Source organism: Streptococcus sp. 263_SSPC (assembly GCF_001071995.1).
In the GTDB taxonomy this organism is placed as follows: domain Bacteria; phylum Bacillota; class Bacilli; order Lactobacillales; family Aerococcaceae; genus Granulicatella.
The window spans coordinates 115,244-134,726 of the sequence record NZ_JVNU01000032.1; the positions used below are offsets into that span (position 1 = coordinate 115,244).

The window sequence follows — 19,483 nt, forward strand, 5'->3', positions numbered from 1 at the left end:
GAAATTTCGAAAATTTTGTATCTTTTTTTATTTTTTTCTGTATAATTAAGAAGTGTAATATTTAACAAGTTATATGGGGGCTTTACAATGAAAAAAGCGAAAACGGCCGTAGCCTTGGGAGCATTTATCGCGCTTGGTCTGGGTACAAAAGTAGAAGCAGAAACTGTTCCACAAACTGGTGTGAACAGAATTCACTTTATTAATACGAAAGCAAATACCGGAAGTGATGCCATTCTTCTGGAAAGTAATGGGCATTTTGCACTGATAGATATGGGCGAGGATTTTGATTTCCCAGATGGGAGTAATCCGTTATACCCAATTCGATACGGAACGGCAATTCGTAATTATCAAGTTCTAGAGGACCGTTTGTTCCGTCACCTGTCAAATGTTGGCGTACAAAAATTAGATTTTATTTTAGGGACTCATGTACATAGTGATCATATTGGGGGCGCTGATGAAGTACTAAACAGACTTCCAGTAGATACTTTTTATTTGAAAAAGTATTCAGATCAGAGAATTAAAGCTTCTTGGGGACTTTGGGATAATTTATATAATTATGACAATGCACTAAAAGCTGCCAAAGAAAAGGGAGTAAAACTTGTACAAGATATTTCTGATAAAGACAGTCACTTTAAATTAGGAGACATGGATATTCAGTTATATAACTACAAAAATGAATATGGACCAGATGGACAACTTAAAAAGGTATTAGATGATAATTCGAATTCTATTGTTGCTGTTATTACAGTAAACGGACAGAAAATTTACCTTGGAGGCGACCTTGATAATGCTGAAGGTGGCGAGGATAAGTTAGGCCCTCAAATTGGGAAAGTCGATTTGATGAAGTGGAATCATCATTACGACGCCAAAATATCTAATTCTATCAACTTTATTAATAATCTTTCACCGACAATGATTGTACAAACAACAGGTGCTGATATTAATGTTTCTTCAACGAAAGATTATATTCAGAAAAAAGGAATTCAAATCATTCATAGTTCAAGTAAAACTCAAAATGCAACAGTATTTGATATCTCAAAAAATGGTTTTAATAATATTTCTGATGCATTTCCAAATATTCCAACCGTAAAAGCTCAGTGGTATCAGGAAGATGGTTTCTGGAAATATCGCTTAGCAGATGATCAAATGGCGATTGGGTGGCATGAAATTAATGGCAAGTTCTATTTCTTTAACGGAAAAGGACAAATGCAAACAAGTCAATGGATTTATACGAATGATAGTTGGGATCCATATAGTTCTGGAGAATACTATTATGTGCATGCAGATGGTTCAAGACAACCTGCTGGATGGTTCTGGCATGAAGGTGCTTGGTATTATATTCAGTCTGACGGCACGAGAAGACAGAATGAATTAGCCTATAGCGGAAACAATCAATATCTATTTGATAAAGACGGAAAGATGCTTACAGGTTGGCAAACCTTTAATGGCAAGAGAATGCTGTTTGCTTCAAGTGGAGAACTGCTAGTTGAGAATGATCAAGCTTCTGCATGGAAGAAGGTTAATGGTAAATGGTATTACTTCGATAATAATAATGTTGCAGTAACTGGATTAAAAGAAATTGATGGAAAAACGTATTTCTTCGATGAATCTGGAGTTATGCAAACTGGATGGAAAGAAGTCGATGGAGTCCGTCGCTATTTTGCAAGTTCAGGAGCAATGGCAACTGGTTGGTTGAAAGACGGTGATTCTTGGTATCTGTTAAGTAAAGAGGGCAAGAAACTAACCGGAAATCAAGAAGTAGATGGCGAAAAATACTACTTGAATGAAGAAGGAATCATGCAAACTGGTTGGAAGTGGATTGACGGAAAATATCGTTATTACGCGAAGAGCGGAGCCTTGAAGAAAGGTTGGCTGAAAGATGGAAATAAATGGTATTACTTAAATCCTGAAAACGGAGAAATGGTCACTGGGGAAAAAGAAATCGATAAAGTGAACTACTACTTTGTTGATTCTGGTGCTATGGCTGTAGGCTGGAAATGGCATGATGGAGCTTATCACTATTATCAAGCGAGCGGTGCTATGCTTAAGGGCTGGTATAATGAAGCTGGAAAATGGTACTTCTTACATCCAATAACTGGAGAAATGCTCACAGGGTTCCATGAAATTTCTGGAGAGTACTATTACTTTAACGAATCTGGAGCAATGCAAACTGGCTGGCAATGGCATGATGGTGCTTATCACTATTATCAAGCGAGCGGCGCAATGCTAAATGGCTGGTATAAAGAAGCTGGTAAATGGTACTTCTTACATCCAACAACTGGAGAAATGCTCACAGGGATGCATGAAATTTCTGGGGAGTACTATTACTTCGATAAGTCTGGAGCAATGCAAGTCGGCTGGGTTAAAGATAATGGCGAATGGTATTACTTCAAAGCAAGTGGTGCAATGCTTCGCAATGGAACAACTCCTGATGGCTATAAAGTCGATGGGGAAGGTAGATGGTTACCTAATGGTGTAACGACAACAACTACAACCACAACGACAACTACTTCTACAACAGAAACAACAACTGCTGAGGAAACGACTCAAGAAGAGACAACACAGGAAACAACCGTTGAATCAACGACGGCTGAGCCTACAACAGAACAAAAGACGATTCCAATCAATTCAGATAAGACATCTGAAATTACAGATGCAAATGATATTGGATAAAAAAGAGACGCTCCTTTTCTTTGGAAAGGGAGCGTTTTATAGTTTACAATTCTACACTTATAACTTACACTAGAAAAGTAGTATTTTATCAATTGCAGGCGATTTGCTTGCGTATTTTATTCAAGGAGGACAACTCATGCGCGAACAACATGTACTCATTACACTGTTCGGAGCAACAGGCGATTTAGCTCATCGTAAGCTATATCCAGCGTTATTCCGTCTATTTCAAAAAGGGTTTATCAAAAATCATTTCGCAGTGATTGGGACAGCACGTAGAGAGTGGACTAACGAGTATTTCAGAGATGTTATCAAACAATCTGTTCAGTCATTAGTGAAGTCAGAAGAAGAATTAAACCAATTCCTTTCTCATTTCTACTATCAACCTCATAACGTTACTGACACACATCATTATGTCGTATTAAAAGAACTTTCAGAAGAGTTAGATGCCAAGTATCAAATCGAAGGCAATCGTGTCTTCTATTTAGCAATGGCACCAACTTTCTTTGGAACAATTACAGAGCATTTAAAAGCAGAAGGTTTAATTACTGAGAATGGCTATAACCGACTTATCATCGAGAAACCATTCGGGAAAGATTACGCTTCTGCAGAAGAATTAAACAATCAACTTCGTCAATCATTCGAAGAAAAACAAATCTATCGTATTGACCACTACTTAGGGAAAGAAATGATTCAAAATATTTCTGCAGTCCGTTTTGCTAACCGTGTATTCGAAGCATTATGGAATAAAGAGAATATCGACCATATTCAAATCTCTCTTTTAGAGCAAGTGAGTGTAGAAGAACGTGGTGGATACTACGATACAAGTGGTGCTTTACGTGATATGGTTCAAAACCACATCTTGCAAATCCTTGCTTTAGTAGCGATGGAGCCACCAGTTTCATTTGGAGATGTTCGTAAGAACAAGATTAAGGTGTTAGAACAACTTCGCCCTTATACAACAGCCGAAGAAGTAAACGAAAACTTCGTACGTGGGCAATATGGACCTTCTGTAGACGGGTTAAAATCTGGTTACCGTGAAGATGCCAATGTGGCAGATGATTCCAATATGGAAACATATGTTGCTGGTAAAGTGTTCATCGATAACGAACGTTGGGAAGGCGTGCCTTTCTATGTTCGTACAGGTAAGAGTTTGAAGTCTAAAGAAACGATTATTGATGTTGTTTTTAAAGAAGCAAACTCACCATTATTCTGTGGTATCGATGGTTGTCCATCAAACCGTATCTCTATTCATATCACACCTCGAGAAGGATTCTGCTTCGTGATTAATTCGAAAGCCGTTGGAAATACCATCGCGCTTCAAACAAGTCACTTGGAGAAAATCTTTGATGAGAACTTCGTAATGAGTAGTCCAGAAGCGTATGAGCGCTTAATTCTTGACTGTATCGAAGGCGACATGACAAACTTCACGCATTGGGAAGAAGTAGCCGCTTCTTGGAAGTATGTGGATAGCATCCGCAAAACATGGGACAGTGAAATCGCAACAGAGTTTCCTAACTACGCTGCAGGAAGCAAAGGGCCACAAGCAAGTTTCGATCTTATTGAACGTGACGGACGCAAGTGGGTTGAACGTAACTAATCACATACAGCTATGACTAGGGGAAAATTATAAACATCTCCTTTAATGGACAAACCTGAAGTGCACTCCAAAAATTAGACAGAAAATTTAACTTTTGGGGTGTTTTTATTATGAAATTAACTTATGAGGATAAGTTCAAATCTTTGAACTCAGAAAACAAGGATTTAGCTATCCGCAACTTTCAGATATGTATGTTATAAAAAAGTCAAATCTTAAAAACATGATTAAATTGATTCATCGATAGGGCTTAGAAAAAGGGGAAAATAATTATTACTCTCCAGCATTGAAACAGGAAATGATTGATATAGTCTTACTCGAGGTGGGGGCTCAAAATTGAGTTTCGCTTGAATACGCTCTTCCAAGTTAAAGCCTGATTTCTAGCTGGCTCGCACAATACAAGAAAAAAGTATACTATAGTTGATAAAGTAAAAGGGACAGTACCTAAAATGGAACGTAGACCAAAGAAAAACCAGAAGAGATGACAGAACTAGAACATCTTCAGGCCGAAAATGAGTACCTGAGATTGGAGAATGCCATTCTAAAAAATGAGAGAACTCCGATTGAAGGAGGAAAAAGAGAAAGAAGAAAGACGCACATTTGATATGTACCCACTTCACTGGACAAACAAGTGAAGCGGGTACATATCAATGATGTTACACGTTTATGAATAATACAGTAAATATAGTATTATAAGAAGTGTATAACTGAATGCTAAAGGAAAGAAAGTATTCTTATTAAAAATCTTAAGTGATAAAAATTAATAGAAATTTATTATTATATTTTTACAATCTAAAAATAGATACAGTAATATAATAGGTTATTAAGATAAAAAGGAGGAATGCATAGCTTGAAAAAATTAGTTAAAGTATTGGTAGCAACTTTAATCACTTTAACAATCGGTATGACTGTATCTTCGACTGCTGAGGCTGCGACAGTACACTATGTCGATTACGATAAAACAACTGAAACCATTAGAAAAGAAATCAGACAAGGTAAACCGACTGAAGCAGATCTTCAAGATGGATTGCACGCGGTTTATGTTTATAGAAAGAATAATACATGTGGCGTATCGATTCCAAAACGAGGCCCGGAATTACCAAATACTGGTACAGTCGCAAACACTGTTTCAGCAATTTTTGCAGTAGTATTAGTGGCAGGTGGTCTGTACTTAGTAAAATCAAACAAGATGCGCAATATTGCTAAAACAGTTTTAGTATTGGGTGGGTTAGGAACATTCTTTGCTTTCCAAGGAGAAGTTTTAGCAGCAGACAGTTCAATCTTAGGTCGAATCATTGAGCAAATGAACTTAGATCCTGAGAAAATCGATTGCTATGACTACGTTGGGTTTTATATTTCAAAAGAAACAACGACTTCTGAAGCAACGACAACAGTTGTAACAACAGAGTCAACAACAACGACTGAAACAACAACGGAAGAACCAACAACGATAACAGAAGCAACGACAACAACTGAAACAACAACGACGGAAGAGCCAACAACTCAAACGATGACAACAACTTCTACAGAAGTCTATACGGTGGCTCCAACTGATCGGTTATAATGATGTAGCCTGGATAAACTCCAGGCTTTTTAGTTTGTGGAGAATCTAATACGATGAAAGACAGCTAAAGGACAAATATGCGGAACGAATTTTAATTGCTTTTTAAAAGTGAATACAGTACGATGAACTGTAACAAATGATAATGGGGAGATGAATCGATGAAAAAGTTTAGTAAGATGATTTTAGCAACATTAGCTACTTTGACATTAGGAGTAAGTGTAGCATCGCCTGCATCAGCTGCAAGTGTGAACTATGTTGACTACGATAAAACAACAGAAACAGTTAGAAAAGAAATTAAACAAGGGAAACCAACTGAAGCTGATGTACAAGCGGGAGCACAAGTGACTTATGTTTATAAGAAAAACGGAACTTGTGGCGTATCAGTTTCAAAACAAGAAAAAGAATTACCAAGCACAGGTACAGTAGCTAATACAATTACATTGGTATTTTCAGTAGTACTTTTAGCAGGCGGTCTATACCTCGTTAAATCAAATAAAGCATCTCGTATTGCTAAAAATGTTTTAGTATTAGGTGGAGCAGGAGCGTTCTTAGCGACTCAAGGAGAAGTGTTAGCTGCGGATAGCTCAATTCTTGGACAAGTTGTAGAACAAAAAGATTTAACTCCAGAGCAAGTTGATTGCTATGACTATGTTGGATATGTTGTTACAACTGGTTCAACAACAACAGAAGCAACAACGACAGCTTTAACGACTGAATCAACAACAGAAACAACGACAGAGGCGACAACTGAGTCAACAACGACTACAGAATCGACTACGACAACAGAAACAACAACGACTGAAACAACAACTACCACAGCGACGACAACTACTACGGTGGAAGCTGTAACAACTACACAACCAGAAGTAGTGGCACCTACTGATACTTTATAGAAATCGTTAAAGTAAGAGGGAATAGGAAGGCTGACAAAGAGATTTTGTCAGTCTTTTTTAGTTAAGAGTCTATTAACATTTCAGTACAGGCTCTTTCTCTTTATATTTGTTCTATGCTATAATGACGGGGAGACTAGAAAGGATGAGTTTGTTACATGATTACTTTAAAATCAAAACGCGAAATTGACGCGATGGAAGAATCAGGTGCGCTTTTAGCATCGATTCATGTGCAACTTCGTGATTTTATTAAACCTGGTGTCACTACTTGGGACATCGACCAATTTGTTCAAAAGAAAATCGAAGAAGCGGGTGGTTCAGCGCCACAGATTGGATACGAAGGATATAAATACGCAACATGCCAAAGTATCAATGACGAAATCTGTCACGGATTTCCACGTCGCAAACCTTTAAAATCAGGAGACCTAGTAAAAGTAGACTTCTGCGTGGAACTTAAAGGCGCTTTATCAGATTCTTGCTGGAGCTATATCGTTGGCGAAAGCACTCCAGAAATCGACCATTTATATGAAGTAACAAAGAAAGCTTTATACTTAGGAATTCAACAAGCAAAAGTTGGAAATCGTATTGGGGACATCGGTCACGCGATTCAAACTTATGTTGAGAGTGAAGGGTTATCTGTTGTTCGTGACTTTATCGGGCACGGAATTGGACCAACGATTCACGAAAGTCCAGCAGTTCCTCACTACGGTGAACCTGGAAAAGGTCTTCGCTTGAAAGAGGGAATGGTTATTACGATTGAACCAATGGTGAATACTGGTACTTGGAAAGCTGAAATGGAAAGCAATGGATGGACAGCTCATACATTAGATGGTGGATTAAGCTGCCAATTCGAACATACATTAGCCATTACAAAAGATGGCCCACGTATTTTAACGTTACAAAAAGATCACGCAGAAGACGTGTTGAACTAAGGGGAGGAAGTAAAAATGGCAATTTTAGTAACAGGTGGAGCAGGGTATATCGGTTCTCATACAGTAATCGAATTAGACAAAGCAGGGTTTGACGTTGTTATCGTCGACAACTTTTCAAACAGCTCACCAGAAGTATTGAATCGTTTAAAAACAATCACAGGAAAAGATTTCCCTCTATATGAAGGCGACATTCTTGATCGTGATTTCCTAGTAACAGTTTTTGAAAAAGAAAACATCGATTCAGTGATTCATTTCGCAGGATTCAAGGCTGTGGGAGAGTCTGTTGAAAAACCTTTAGAATACTATCACAACAACATTACAGGAACATTAGTGTTATTAGACGTAATGCGTCAATTTAACGTAAAAGACATCGTATTCAGCTCAAGTGCAACAGTTTATGGTATGAACAATGTCGTTCCTTTTAAAGAAGAAATGCCAACAAGCGCAACAAACCCTTATGGTTACACAAAAGTAATGCTTGAACAAATCTTAAATGACGTTGCTTTCTCAGATAGCGACTGGTCAGTCACAAACTTACGTTACTTCAACCCAATCGGAGCGCATGAAAGTGGATTGATTGGAGAAGCTCCAAACGGAATTCCAAACAACTTAATGCCATACATCACTCAAGTGGCTGTAGGTAAACGCGAATTCTTAAGCGTGTTCGGTGACGACTACGATACTCATGATGGTACTGGTGTTCGTGACTACATCCACGTTGTCGACTTAGCTCGTGGACACGTACTAGCGGTTAAAAACAATGCGGCTCAAAAAGGTTCAAAAGTCTTTAACTTAGGTACTGGTATTGGATACAGTGTATTAGATTTAGTGAAAGCATTTATTGAAGAAAACGGAGTGGATATTCCTTATAAAATTGCACCTCGTCGTGCAGGGGATATCGCAACTTGTTATGCGGATGCTTCTAAAGCAAAAGAAGTGCTAGGATGGGTAGCTGAAAAGAACTTGAATGATATGGTTCGCGACTCATGGAACTGGCAAAAGAAAAATCCAGAGGGCTATTAGAACCTCTTGTATTATTTAGACTAAATTTATAGAAAGAACTCCTTTGGAGTTGTTATTGTGGCAGAAATGGTAGGATATCAGCTTGAGCCTAAGGTCTCAAGCTTACCAAGCTTCAAAGGGAGAGTAACGAAAAATCGTAACTCTCCCTAATTCACATTCGTTATAAGTTCCTGCCATTGCCATAATAACTCCAAGGAGTTCTTTCTTTTTTGAAAACAATCAAAGGGGTTTTAATAGCCCTCTGTGGACGGGAAAAGAAGAGTGCTAAGACTTTGTCGGAGTTGTTATTGTGGCAAGAATAGTAGGATACCAGTTTGAGCCTAAGGTCTCAAACCTACCAAGCTTCAAAGGGAGAGTAGCGGATAATCGCAACTCTCCCTAATTCACAGTGGTTATGATTTCCTACTATTAACACAATAACTCCGAGGAGTTTATTTGATTTGTACTATTTCTAGTATCCTTCTGTGGGGGATAAAAAAGAAACAGCTATTACGATTGAAGTCGTAATAGCTGTTTTGTTTATCTTCTTACTCGTTTTAGTGCTTCTTTGAAGAGTGGGTAAACGATTGGAACTGCAACTACTGTGAAAATAGCCGATCCAAACGTTCCTGTGATTTTGTTGATTGCTTGAATAAATGCTGGTGTTAATGCGAGGCCACCAACAATCATTCCTCGTAAGAATGTGTATTTAATGATATTAACAATGATTTTTACGATAGCAGCAACAACGCCGACTGCGATGATGTTTCCGATTTTGTCGTTTTTCTTTAATAAATTTTCGTAAACAAGATGAATCACATAGCAGACGATTAAGGATTCCAGAATCGTTTCCCAAACAACTGAAGCGTAGCCGTTTAATAAATCAAAGATTCCAAGACCGATAGATGCAGCGAGAGCACCACGTTTGGTTCCAAAGAGTAGACATCCAACGACAACAAGTGCATTCCCGAAGTGGACGAACTGTGTAGTGAATGGCATTGGGATTCTAAAGACGCTTACCCCCAAGAAGATTAAAGCTGCAAATAAGCTTGTTTCTACGATATTTCTTAAATCTGTATTTTTCATAATGACACCTCAGTAGTAAATTTTGTTGTAAGTATTCCAAGTTTTTTCTCGATTGGAAGGCCGAATGGAATTTGTTCAGGTTGCTGGCTACTTAATTGAAGCACTTCGTCGATGAATTTCAACGTGAATGACAATGCGTCTTCTATAGACATTCCTTGTAAGATGCATGCAGTTGCAAGAGACGCCAGTGTATCACCTGTTCCGTAAAAATGATGCGGATACTTTGTTTTATAGAAATCAAAAAATGAATCCGTCTCTTTAGTATAAAGTTGAACGCCTGTGAGCTCTTCGCTGTCAGGGCAACCGGTAATGATGATGTACTCGGGCCCTAGTTCAGCTAATTTCTTAGCGAGCTCCCTTGTAAAGTCCATCGTAATTTTTCCCGTTGGATAGGGCGTATCTGTCAAAAGACAGGCTTCTGTAATATTTGGATAAATCACATCAGCTTGTTGAATGAGTTTCCTCATCGCCTCAACATGTTCTTGTGTAAATCCGCTGTACAGTTTCCCGTTGTCCGCCATAATCGGATCGACGAATAGTTTCGTAGACGCTGGCAGTTTTTCAATGGTATCTACCATTAATTCAATTTGTTTCGGATTTCGGAAGTATCCCGTTAAAACAGCATCCGGTTTTAATTCCAGATTCTCCCATTGATAAAGGGACTGCCTCATAAATTCTGTTTGCTCCGCAATCGCGATGTTTTTGAATCCGCCGGTATGAGATGAAAGAAGTACTGTAGGCAGTAGCATCGTTTCAATCTGACAACAAGCGAAAATCGGGATAGCGGGTGCGAGTGCAACTTTGCCAATTCCTGGCAAGTCGTTTGCGATTATTATTTTTTTCATATCTATTCCTCGAGTTTCAATGTATCTGTATTGTAAAACGGGACAGGTGAGGATACAATAGGGATGAAAACGAACTGTACCGGTACAGTGGGGGGTGTGTCATGTATCAATACCAGCAATTAGCAAATGCATTAAAAGAGGAAATATTGAGCGGGAATCTACAAAAGGGGGATAAACTTCCTTCAATTCGAGAATTAGTTGCGCTCTATGGAGTAAATAAGGATACGGTACAACGTGCCTTGCGTAGTTTAAAAGATGAAAGTTTTATTTATGCAGTCGAAAAAAGTGGCTATTATGTATTAAAGAATTCAGAAGCAAAACAATTGGAAGAATCCGAGGCAGACTATTCACAACTTCCGATTGAGGACTTGCGCATCTGCTTTAATCAATCGCTTGCCAGCGCGCATGATTTAAAGCTGACCAGAAAAGAACAAGCTTCTGGGATGGATGAATTGATTCAGGCGTTAATCCCTATTTTAGAAGAGTATGGGGTGTATGCTGCAAAGGAACAACTAGTCATAACAACTGGGACGCAACAAGCTCTCTATATTTTATTGCAACTAATTCAAGGAAAAAAAGTATTGCTGGAGCAACCAACTTATGCACGAATGAATGAGTTGGTGAAACACTTGAACATTCCTTACGAAACGATTGAACGTAAGTTGGATGGTGAGATTGATTTAAATCGCTTAGAAGAATTGTTTGCGAGTGGAGAGTTTTCGCTATTCTATACGATTTCCAGATTTCATAATCCGCTAGGTGGAAGTTACAGCGAAGCCACAAAGAAAAAAATTGTGGAACTAGCAAGCAAGTACTCAGTCTATATTATCGAAGACGACTATATGGCGGACTTTGTCGAAGGGAATGCGACGCCTCTTCATTATTATGATATGGATGGACGCGTTATCTACGTTAAATCTTTCTCTTCAATTTTATTCTCAGCTTTGAAAATTGGGATTGTAGTATTGCCAAAAGAGTTAGTTGAATCTTTTGCGAAACGAAAGCAATGGATGGACTATGATTCGAATGTGATGATGCAAAAGACATTTACGCTTTTTATTGAAAATGGAATGTTTGCCAAGCATCGTAAAGCAATGGTAGAAGATTATAGTGAAAAAAGTAAGCGTGCTAAGAAGTGGCTTCTGACATCAGGTGTCGGCGAAGGAATCCTTCATGGAACGCAATGGGTGTTTGAGAAAACGCCGATGATGGCTGAAAAAATACAAGCGATGAATCTAAAAGCTAAACCGCTCGATGAGTACTTTATCTCGAAAAATGCGCCGGCATTGGAACGGTTAGATTTGGCTAAAATCCACGAAATTTAGGTAAAAAGAAAGGTTAACAATTTATCTAAAAAATTTGCAAATCTTATACTTATTTGGTATAGTAACTACAACAATAATCAATCTCTATAAGGGAGTAACTGGCAACCAATCGTTGCGATAATATCAACAGCAAGCGAATTCTCGCTGGTATTATCTTGAACAGTGAGACTTATGTTTATTATCAAAAGGATGATGGGCATAAGTCTCTCTTTTTATAGAAAAAGAAAAGGAGTGTATTTTGTTGGAACAACAAACAAAACCCGTATATTTACAGTCTATTGAAGATGTGTTTAAAGAAGTGCAATCAAGTCCTTCAGGTTTAAGTTCACAAGAAGCGGCATCAAGACTTGAGAAATACGGTGCAAACACGTTACAAGAAGGAAAGAAAAAATCACTATTAGAGAAATTCGTGGATCAATTTAAAGACTTCATGATTTTAGTACTTTTATTGGCTGCAGTGGTTTCTATGTTTGCTCACCAAGGTGAACCCGACCCAACGGATGCGATTATCATCTTAGCGGTAGTGTTATTAAACGCTGTGCTAGGTGTATTCCAAGAATCAAAAGCTGAAGAAGCTATCGAAGCATTGAAGAAAATGGCTTCTCCTGTAGCAAGTGTTTTACGTGATGGACATGTGGAACATATTAAAGGGGAAGATATCGTAGTAGGTGACGTTGTTATCCTTGAAGCTGGGGACGTCGTGCCAGCGGATATGCGTTTATTCGAAGTAAATACAGTAAAAATTGAAGAGTCAGCGTTAACAGGGGAATCCGTTCCAGTTGATAAAGACTTAGTGATTCCTGCAGGGGATGAAGTAGGAATTGGAGACCGTACAAACATGGCGTTCTCAAGTACAAACGTAACTTACGGCCGTGCTGTTGGTGTGGTTACAAGTACTGGTATGAATACAGAAGTTGGTAAAATCGCGAATATGTTAGCGAACACTGAAGAAGGTAAAACACCACTTCAAGAAAACCAAGATGCTCTTGGTAAATGGCTAACAATCATGATCTTAGTGATTGCCGTGATCATCTTCGTGGTAGGGATGCTTCGAGGAAATGAATGGACTCATATGTTATTAACAGCGATTGCGATTGCCGTTGCTGCGATTCCAGAAGGGTTACCAGCGATTTCTACAATTATCCTTGCATTAGGAACTCAAAAAATGGCGCAACGTAACGCGCTTGTTCGTAAGTTGCCAGCCGTTGAAACATTAGGTGGTGTTGAAATTATCTGTTCAGATAAAACAGGTACATTAACACTTAACCAAATGACTGTTGAAAAAATGGTCTATGACAACGAAATTCATGATGCGTCAGAAGAAATTTCTAAAGATAACATCGCGCTTCGTGTAATGAACTTAGCCAACGATACTAAGATTTCTCAAGATAACTCATTATTAGGAGACCCAACTGAAACAGCAATGGTTCAATACGGTCTTGATAAAAACTATGATGTACGTGAAGAGTTAGTAAATATTCCACGTATTGCGGAAGTTCCATTCGACTCAACTCGTAAATTAATGACAACCATTCATCAATTAGAAGACGGTAAATATTTGGTTGCAACTAAAGGTGCTCCAGATATGTTATTAGACCGTGTGACGAAGATTGAAAAACATGGTGAGGTTTCTGCGTTTACTGAAGATGACCGTACAACATTGATGAAATTAAACAAAGAAATGGCTACTCAAGCGCTTCGTGTTTTAGCGATGGCGTACAAAGTGATTGATACTCTTCCTGAAACAGTGGACACAGATTCAATCGAACATGATTTAATCTTTGCTGGTTTAGTAGGGATGATTGACCCAGAACGTAAGGAAGCAGCGGCTGCGATTAAAGTAGCTGAATCAGCTGGTATCCGTACAATTATGATTACTGGGGACCACCGTGATACAGCCCAAGCGATTGCAAAACGTTTAGGTATCCTTCGTCCAGATCAAGAAGACGGAGTATTAACTGGTGGAGAATTAAACGATATTTCTGATGAAGAATTAGAACGTACTGTTGAAACATACTCTGTATACGCTCGTGTGTCTCCAGAGCATAAAGTTCGTATCGTAAAAGCTTGGCAAAAGAATGGTAAAGTTGTTTCGATGACAGGGGATGGAGTTAACGATGCTCCTTCACTTAAACAAGCTGATATCGGTGTCGGTATGGGGATTACAGGTACTGAGGTTTCTAAAGGAGCTTCAGATATGGTACTTGCCGATGACAACTTCGAAACAATCGTCGTAGCCGTTGAAGAAGGACGTAAAGTATTCGCGAATATCCAAAAAGCTGTTCAATACTTACTGTCTGCAAACTTCGGTGAAGTAATGACAATGTTCGTTGCGACAATGGCTGGTTGGTCAATTCTAGAACCAATCCATATCTTATGGATCAACTTAGTAACAGACGTATTCCCAGCGATTGCTTTAGGTCTTGAAGAAGCTGAAGCGGATATCATGAATCACCCACCACGCGGTAAGAGTTCGAACTTCTTATCAAACGGTGTGTTACCAAGTATCTTCTACCAAGGTTTCTTCGAAGGTGGAATTACATTATTTGTATTCTGGTATGCAACTCATATTGCTAATTGGGGGAACCAAGTTGGTGAAGCAATGGCGTTTGCAACATTAGGTTTAATCCAATTGTTCCACGCATTCAACGTGAAGTCAGTGTACAAATCACTTGGCACAGTTGGCGCGTTCAAGAACAAGTTGTTCAACTACGCAATCCTAGTATCAGCAGTAATGCTTTTAAGCGTAATGGTGATTCCAGGATTAACAACTGTATTTGATGTGGCGATTCTTACAGCTGAACAATGGTTGTTCGTAGTTGGAGCAGCATTCTCAATCGTTCCAATCGTAGAAATTGCAAAAGCAATTATGCGTGCAATGGGAATGGATAAAGACTAATTTAATAAGTTTAAACGAAGAAAGGTTCACCTCGTGTGAGCCTTTTTTTCGTATGTATTAATGAGAAGTAGGCAGTCAAGCTTTTATTCATCTTTGTATTTTGCTAAAATATTCTAAGTAGATTGGAGTGTGGGAATATGGTCATTACAAAAATTGAGGCTCAAAAGAAAAAAGGCCGCTACAATATTTATTTGAATGATGCTTTTGCGTTTGGTGTCGACGAGGCAACGGTTGTAAAGTATGCCTTGTTTAAAGGGACAGAACTGACAAAAGAACAAATCGAAGAAATCCAACATGATGATTGTATTCAACAAGCCTATCAAAAGGCACTACACTTTCTGAACTTTAAGCTTCGTTCTACGAAGGAAGTTTATGAAAAATTAGAAAAATTAGAATTTGACGAAGATATTATTAATGAAGTGCTTGGAAAATTACATGAACAGAACTTTATTAATGATACCTTTTATGCAGAAAGCTATCTCAATCAGGCAAAGTTTGTGACGTTTAAAGGACCCAAGTCTGTTATCTTTGATTTACAGAAGAAAGGCATTAGCGATAAAGTCATTCAAACAGTACTTGAAGGATATACGTTGAGAGAGCAACTTGAAAATGCGATTCAAATTGCGCAGTCCTATTTGAAAGGGCAAAAACGCGTCACACCAAAAGTGGCTAAGCAAAAAGTAAAAGTGTTTGTGATGCAAAAAGGGTATTCGAAGGAAATCGCAGAAGAGGTTGTTCCGTTTCTATCGTTTGAAGCGCAAAGCGAGATGGAAGCTGAATTAGCGGTGAAGGAGATTGCAACGATTTACCGACGCATCGCCAAAAAATATGAAGAGAATGAATCGGCGCTCTGGTATCAAATCAAAGGGAAGTTGTATCAAAAAGGATTTACTTCTAGTGTGATTGAACAGGCCATTGCGCAGTTTGAAATGGAGAAGGAAGAATGGATTTAGCCGATATTGGCGTAAAAATGTGGGACGAAAAGAAAATTAAACGTTTCAGAAAGGCGTTGCTCGATTGGTACGATAAAGAAAAACGAGACTTGCCTTGGAGAAGAACAAGTGATCCGTACGCTATTTGGGTGAGCGAGATTATGCTCCAACAAACTAGAGTGGATACAGTCATTCCATATTACGAGCGTTTCTTAGCGACGTTCCCAACGGTAAAAGATTTGGCAGAAGCTCCTGAAGAAGTATTATTGAAATGCTGGGAAGGTCTTGGTTACTACTCACGTGTTCGCAATATGCAAAAAGCAGCGATTCAAGTGATGGAAGAGTTCGGTGGTGTATTTCCCAATACCTATGAAGGGATTCTCTCATTAAAAGGAATCGGACCATATACTGCAGGAGCAATCGCGAGTATCGCTTTTGGATTGCCAGAGCCTGCCGTGGATGGTAACTTGATGCGTGTGATTAGCCGATTGTTTGAAGTGAATTTAGATATTGGGAACCCAAGTAATCGTTGGGCGTTTCAAGAAATTGCAGAGATTTTAATTGATCCCGAACGTCCAGGAGATTTTAATCAGGCTCTGATGGATTTAGGTTCAGATATTGAGTCACCAGTCAATCCACGTCCGGAAGAAAGCCCAGTGAAGGAATTTAGTGCAGCGTATCAAAATGGGACGATGCATATTTATCCGATTAAGAAACCAAAGAAAAAACCAACGCCGATGAAATGGCGCGCGTTTATTATTCAGGATGACAAGGGGCGCTTCTTGGTAGAGAAGAATACGCAAGCAGACCTGCTAAGTGGATTTTGGCATTTCCCATTAATTCGTGATTTTAGCACGGTGGGAGAATCGATTGATTTATTTGAAGGAGTTGCCGAAGAAAATTCGACTTACGAAATTAACCAGAACATCCCGTTGGAAGTTCAATTCGAGAGTTTATATAAAATGAAGCTTCAACCAACTCGCATTTTACCGAAAACCGTAAAACATATTTTCAGTCACCAACGTTGGGATATTGAATTGCAATGTGCAACGGCTTCGGGAGCGCTAGAGCAGCATGCAACGCGTACGCTACAATGGGTCACAAAAGAAGAAATGGCACAGCTGCCACAGTCTAGAGTGCAAGGAAAGATGTGTGAGTTACTCGCTTCTCAAGAGCTTTTATAAGAATAGGCGCCGTAAATCTGATTTTTGTTCACAGAATGGTAGAAATATGCTATACTACTAGTGATTTGAAATAACTAAGAGTTTACTCTTAAATAGATATAGAAAGTTGGATATAGTGGTGCAGAATCCCAGAGAAGGAGAATTCATCACTGTCAAGAGTTATAAACATGATGGTAGTCTTCATCGCACTTGGCGCGACAGCATGATTTTGAAGACAAGCGACCAAGCAATTATCGCTTGTAACGATCATACTCTTGTGACTGAGTCCGACGGTAGAAGATGGTTGACGAGAGAGCCAGCGTTATTGTATTACCATAAACATTATTGGTTCAATGTCGTAACGATGATTCGTCAAAAAGGAATTTCTTACTATTGTAATTTGGCTTCGCCTTATGTATTAGATGCAGAAGCGTTGAAGTATATTGATTACGACTTAGATATTAAGATTTTCCCGGATGGCGAAAAGAGATTGCTAGATGTCGATGAATATGAATTGCATCGTCGTCAAATGCACTATTCAAAAGAGATTGATCAAATCTTAAAGGCAAACGTTGAGATTCTTGTGGATTGGATCAATAACAAAAAAGGGCCGTTCTCGCCTGAATATGTCGATTTATGGTATGAAAGATATATTCAATTAACCTATCGTAAATCATAACTCATGATAGCTGAGTTGAAAGAGCAAGTAGCTAAGGCTGCTTGCTTTTTTGTTTTGCGGAAAAATTAAAAAATCTTCTATGATTGTACAGAAGCATTTGGTAGAATAGAGCTAGAACTAAGGAGGGATTCCCATGTCAAAAATCAATGAGTTACAATTAAGTTCAGATATTCGAGGCATTGCTATAGCGACAGAAGAATTTGATGCGACGCTAACGGTAGAAGAGAGTCGTTTGATTGCGAGTGCTTTTGTGAAATGGCTACAGAAGCGTTATCCATCTAAAACGGTAACGGAATTAGTTGTTGGGATTGGTCGTGATAGCCGCATTAGTGGTCCGGACTTAACAAGAGAATTTATTCAGGTGTTATCGGCTTTTGGCGTTCGTGTAATTGATTTTGAAATGGCAACAACTCCAAGTATGTTTATGGCAACGCAGTTTGAAGAGTTTAACTGCGACGCAACCGTGATGTTCACAGCCAGTCATTTACCTTTCTACTATAATGGGTTGAAATTCTTCACGCGTGAAGGCGGATTAGAATCGAGTGATATTCGTGACATCATTGCTTTAGTAGACGAGATAGAAGAACTCCCACAAGAACCTGTTTCTACTATAGAAGTAAAAAGTATTTTTGAACGATACAGCCATCACTTAGTAGACTTGATTCGTAAAGGTAGCGGAAGCGAGAAAGAAAAACCGCTCGAAGGTCTTCATATTATTGTAGATGCTGGAAACGGTGCTGGTGGTTTCTATGCGGAAAAGGTGCTTGAAGTATTAGGCGCTAACACGCAAGGTTCACAGTTCCTAGATCCTGATGGAACATTCCCAAATCATATTCCAAATCCAGACAATAAAGAAGCGATGGAAAGTATTAAGAATCAGGTACTTGCGGTCGGTGCCGATTATGGTGTAATCTTTGACACTGATGTTGATAGAGCTGCTGTCGTAACAGGTGACGGGGAGTTACTGAATAGAAATAATTTGATTGCTGTTCTTAGCGTGATTGCAATTAGTGAGCATCCAGGAACAACGATTGTGACGAACTCGCCAACAACTGAACACTTGAAGAGGTTTATTACAGAACTAGGTGGGCATCAATATCGTTATATTTCTGGATATCGTAATGTCATCAATAAAGCGATCGAGTTAAACGAAGCTGGAACGGATTGTCAATTAGCTATTGAGACAAGTGGTCATGCAGCGTTTAAAGAAAATTACTTCCTTGACGATGGGGCATATGTGGTTGCGAAGATTTTAATGCTTCTTCCAAGATTAATTGAACGAGGAGAAACATTAGATCATTTAATCCAGAAATTAGTACAACCAAAAGAAGTCGTTGAAGTTCGCTTTAAGATTGAAACAGAAGATTTCAAAACTTATGGCAATAAAGTTATTAAAGAATTTCCACAGTGGATTCCACAAGACTGGGGTGTGAACCCGGAAAACGAAGAGGGGATTCGTATTGATTTCAAAGGTGAGTACGGAGATGGATGGTTGTTACTACGCATGAGCTTACATGAACCGCTACTCGTTCTTCAAATTGAAAATGATTTGGTAGGGTATCAAACAAAAATTCTTGAGACAATTCATCAAATCATGAACCGTTATCCAAAAATCAATCAAAGTAAGCTTGAAGCTTTACTAAAATAAAGGTCTAAAAAAGATACAGTTTGCAGATTCTGTGAACTGTATTATTTTTTTAGAATTCTACATCTTTTCAGTTGCAAACCTTCTTTGGTTGTGATAAATTAATATCACTGTTGAGCGAACGTTCGCTTATAAAACAGTTTCAAAAAAACTTTGAAAAAGTTACATGAAATCTGTTGACAGTAAAAATGTCCTATGATAGGATATAGAAGTTGTTGCAAAACAACGATTGACCTTTGAAAACTGAACAAAGA

Annotated in this window: 14 protein-coding genes and 1 pseudogene; 13 read left to right on the forward strand and 2 right to left on the reverse strand. The window is 38.6% G+C overall.

From position 1 onward, the window contains the following. The first annotated feature begins 87 nt into the window (after nt 1–87). The 7 genes and pseudogenes from ADH02_RS05180 to galE all read left to right on the forward strand — a co-directional run bounded on the left by ADH02_RS05180 (nt 88) and on the right by galE (nt 8,676). Nucleotides 88–2,673 (forward strand): MBL fold metallo-hydrolase, encoded by a 2,586-nt coding sequence (locus ADH02_RS05180; protein WP_053091400.1) that lies wholly within the window; start codon nt 88–90, stop codon nt 2,671–2,673. A gap of 136 nt (nt 2,674–2,809) precedes the next feature. Further along, nucleotides 2,810–4,270, forward strand: coding sequence for a glucose-6-phosphate dehydrogenase (gene zwf, locus ADH02_RS05185; RefSeq protein WP_048783106.1), 1,461 nt, complete (start codon nt 2,810–2,812; stop codon nt 4,268–4,270). Between the two features lie 110 nt (nt 4,271–4,380). Beyond that, nucleotides 4,381–4,868 (forward strand): annotated as a pseudogene (locus ADH02_RS09680) (IS3 family transposase); the annotation flags it as partial. A gap of 249 nt (nt 4,869–5,117) precedes the next feature. After that, nucleotides 5,118–5,831: an LPXTG cell wall anchor domain-containing protein gene (locus ADH02_RS05190; protein WP_048783108.1), complete on the forward strand. Its 714-nt coding sequence runs from the start codon at nt 5,118–5,120 to the stop codon at nt 5,829–5,831. A gap of 158 nt (nt 5,832–5,989) precedes the next feature. Next, nucleotides 5,990–6,724: an LPXTG cell wall anchor domain-containing protein gene (locus ADH02_RS05195; RefSeq protein ID WP_048783111.1), complete on the forward strand. Its 735-nt coding sequence runs from the start codon at nt 5,990–5,992 to the stop codon at nt 6,722–6,724. A 155-nt stretch (nt 6,725–6,879) separates the two neighbouring features. Next, complete coding sequence (map, locus tag ADH02_RS05200; RefSeq protein ID WP_048783113.1) at nt 6,880–7,653, forward strand: type I methionyl aminopeptidase; 774 nt, start codon at nt 6,880–6,882, stop codon at nt 7,651–7,653. A gap of 15 nt (nt 7,654–7,668) precedes the next feature. Continuing rightward, a complete protein-coding gene (gene galE, locus ADH02_RS05205; RefSeq protein ID WP_048783115.1) occupies nt 7,669–8,676 on the forward strand; it encodes a UDP-glucose 4-epimerase GalE in 1,008 nt (335 codons plus the stop codon). Nucleotides 8,677–9,195: 519 nt separating this feature from the next. On the opposite strand, the gene ADH02_RS05210 is transcribed toward galE, so the two are convergent. Both ADH02_RS05210 and ADH02_RS05215 read right to left on the reverse strand, forming a co-directional pair. After that, entirely contained in the window at nt 9,196–9,741 is a 546-nt protein-coding gene (locus tag ADH02_RS05210) for an ECF transporter S component (RefSeq protein WP_048783117.1), read from the reverse strand. Further along, entirely contained in the window at nt 9,738–10,586 is an 849-nt protein-coding gene (locus ADH02_RS05215; protein ID WP_048783119.1) for a pyridoxamine kinase, read from the reverse strand. Before ADH02_RS05215 ends, ADH02_RS05210 begins: the two co-directional genes overlap by 4 nt. A gap of 101 nt (nt 10,587–10,687) precedes the next feature. On the opposite strand from ADH02_RS05215, the gene ADH02_RS05220 reads away from it, so the two are divergent. From ADH02_RS05220 to ADH02_RS05245, 6 genes are all read left to right on the forward strand, one after another. Beyond that, the gene (locus ADH02_RS05220; RefSeq protein WP_048783122.1) at nt 10,688–11,911 is read left to right on the forward strand and encodes a PLP-dependent aminotransferase family protein; all 1,224 of its coding nucleotides are present in this window, start codon (nt 10,688–10,690) and stop codon (nt 11,909–11,911) included. 241 nt (nt 11,912–12,152) lie between these two features. After that, the gene (locus tag ADH02_RS05225) at nt 12,153–14,810 is read left to right on the forward strand and encodes a cation-translocating P-type ATPase (RefSeq protein WP_152903894.1); all 2,658 of its coding nucleotides are present in this window, start codon (nt 12,153–12,155) and stop codon (nt 14,808–14,810) included. A gap of 137 nt (nt 14,811–14,947) precedes the next feature. Beyond that, a complete protein-coding gene (locus ADH02_RS05230) occupies nt 14,948–15,763 on the forward strand; it encodes a RecX family transcriptional regulator (RefSeq protein WP_048783126.1) in 816 nt (271 codons plus the stop codon). Further along, nucleotides 15,754–16,926 carry an A/G-specific adenine glycosylase gene (mutY, locus tag ADH02_RS05235; RefSeq protein ID WP_048783128.1) on the forward strand — a complete coding sequence of 391 codons (1,173 nt, stop codon included), beginning with the start codon at nt 15,754–15,756 and terminating at the stop codon, nt 16,924–16,926. Before ADH02_RS05230 ends, mutY begins: the two co-directional genes overlap by 10 nt. A 118-nt stretch (nt 16,927–17,044) precedes the next feature. After that, nucleotides 17,045–17,584 (forward strand): nucleoside tri-diphosphate phosphatase, encoded by a 540-nt coding sequence (locus ADH02_RS05240; RefSeq protein WP_048711662.1) that lies wholly within the window; start codon nt 17,045–17,047, stop codon nt 17,582–17,584. A gap of 133 nt (nt 17,585–17,717) precedes the next feature. Beyond that, nucleotides 17,718–19,232 carry a phosphoglucomutase gene (locus ADH02_RS05245; protein WP_048783130.1) on the forward strand — a complete coding sequence of 505 codons (1,515 nt, stop codon included), beginning with the start codon at nt 17,718–17,720 and terminating at the stop codon, nt 19,230–19,232. The last annotated feature ends 251 nt before the right edge of the window (nt 19,233–19,483 follow it).

Bases quoted from the DNA above. Each gene is read 5' to 3' on its own strand.
- ADH02_RS05180 (WP_053091400.1), top strand. From the start codon at position 88: ATGAAAAAAGCGAAAACGGCCGTAGCCTTGGGAGCATTTATCGCGCTT.
- zwf (WP_048783106.1), top strand. From the start codon at position 2,810: ATGCGCGAACAACATGTACTCATTACACTGTTCGGAGCAACAGGCGAT.
- ADH02_RS05195 (WP_048783111.1), top strand. From the start codon at position 5,990: ATGAAAAAGTTTAGTAAGATGATTTTAGCAACATTAGCTACTTTGACA.
- map (WP_048783113.1), top strand. From the start codon at position 6,880: ATGATTACTTTAAAATCAAAACGCGAAATTGACGCGATGGAAGAATCA.
- galE (WP_048783115.1), top strand. From the start codon at position 7,669: ATGGCAATTTTAGTAACAGGTGGAGCAGGGTATATCGGTTCTCATACA.
- ADH02_RS05210 (WP_048783117.1), bottom strand. From the start codon at position 9,741: ATGAAAAATACAGATTTAAGAAATATCGTAGAAACAAGCTTATTTGCA.
- ADH02_RS05215 (WP_048783119.1), bottom strand. From the start codon at position 10,586: ATGAAAAAAATAATAATCGCAAACGACTTGCCAGGAATTGGCAAAGTT.
- ADH02_RS05220 (WP_048783122.1), top strand. From the start codon at position 10,688: ATGTATCAATACCAGCAATTAGCAAATGCATTAAAAGAGGAAATATTG.
- ADH02_RS05230 (WP_048783126.1), top strand. From the start codon at position 14,948: ATGGTCATTACAAAAATTGAGGCTCAAAAGAAAAAAGGCCGCTACAAT.
- mutY (WP_048783128.1), top strand. From the start codon at position 15,754: ATGGATTTAGCCGATATTGGCGTAAAAATGTGGGACGAAAAGAAAATT.
- ADH02_RS05245 (WP_048783130.1), top strand. From the start codon at position 17,718: ATGTCAAAAATCAATGAGTTACAATTAAGTTCAGATATTCGAGGCATT.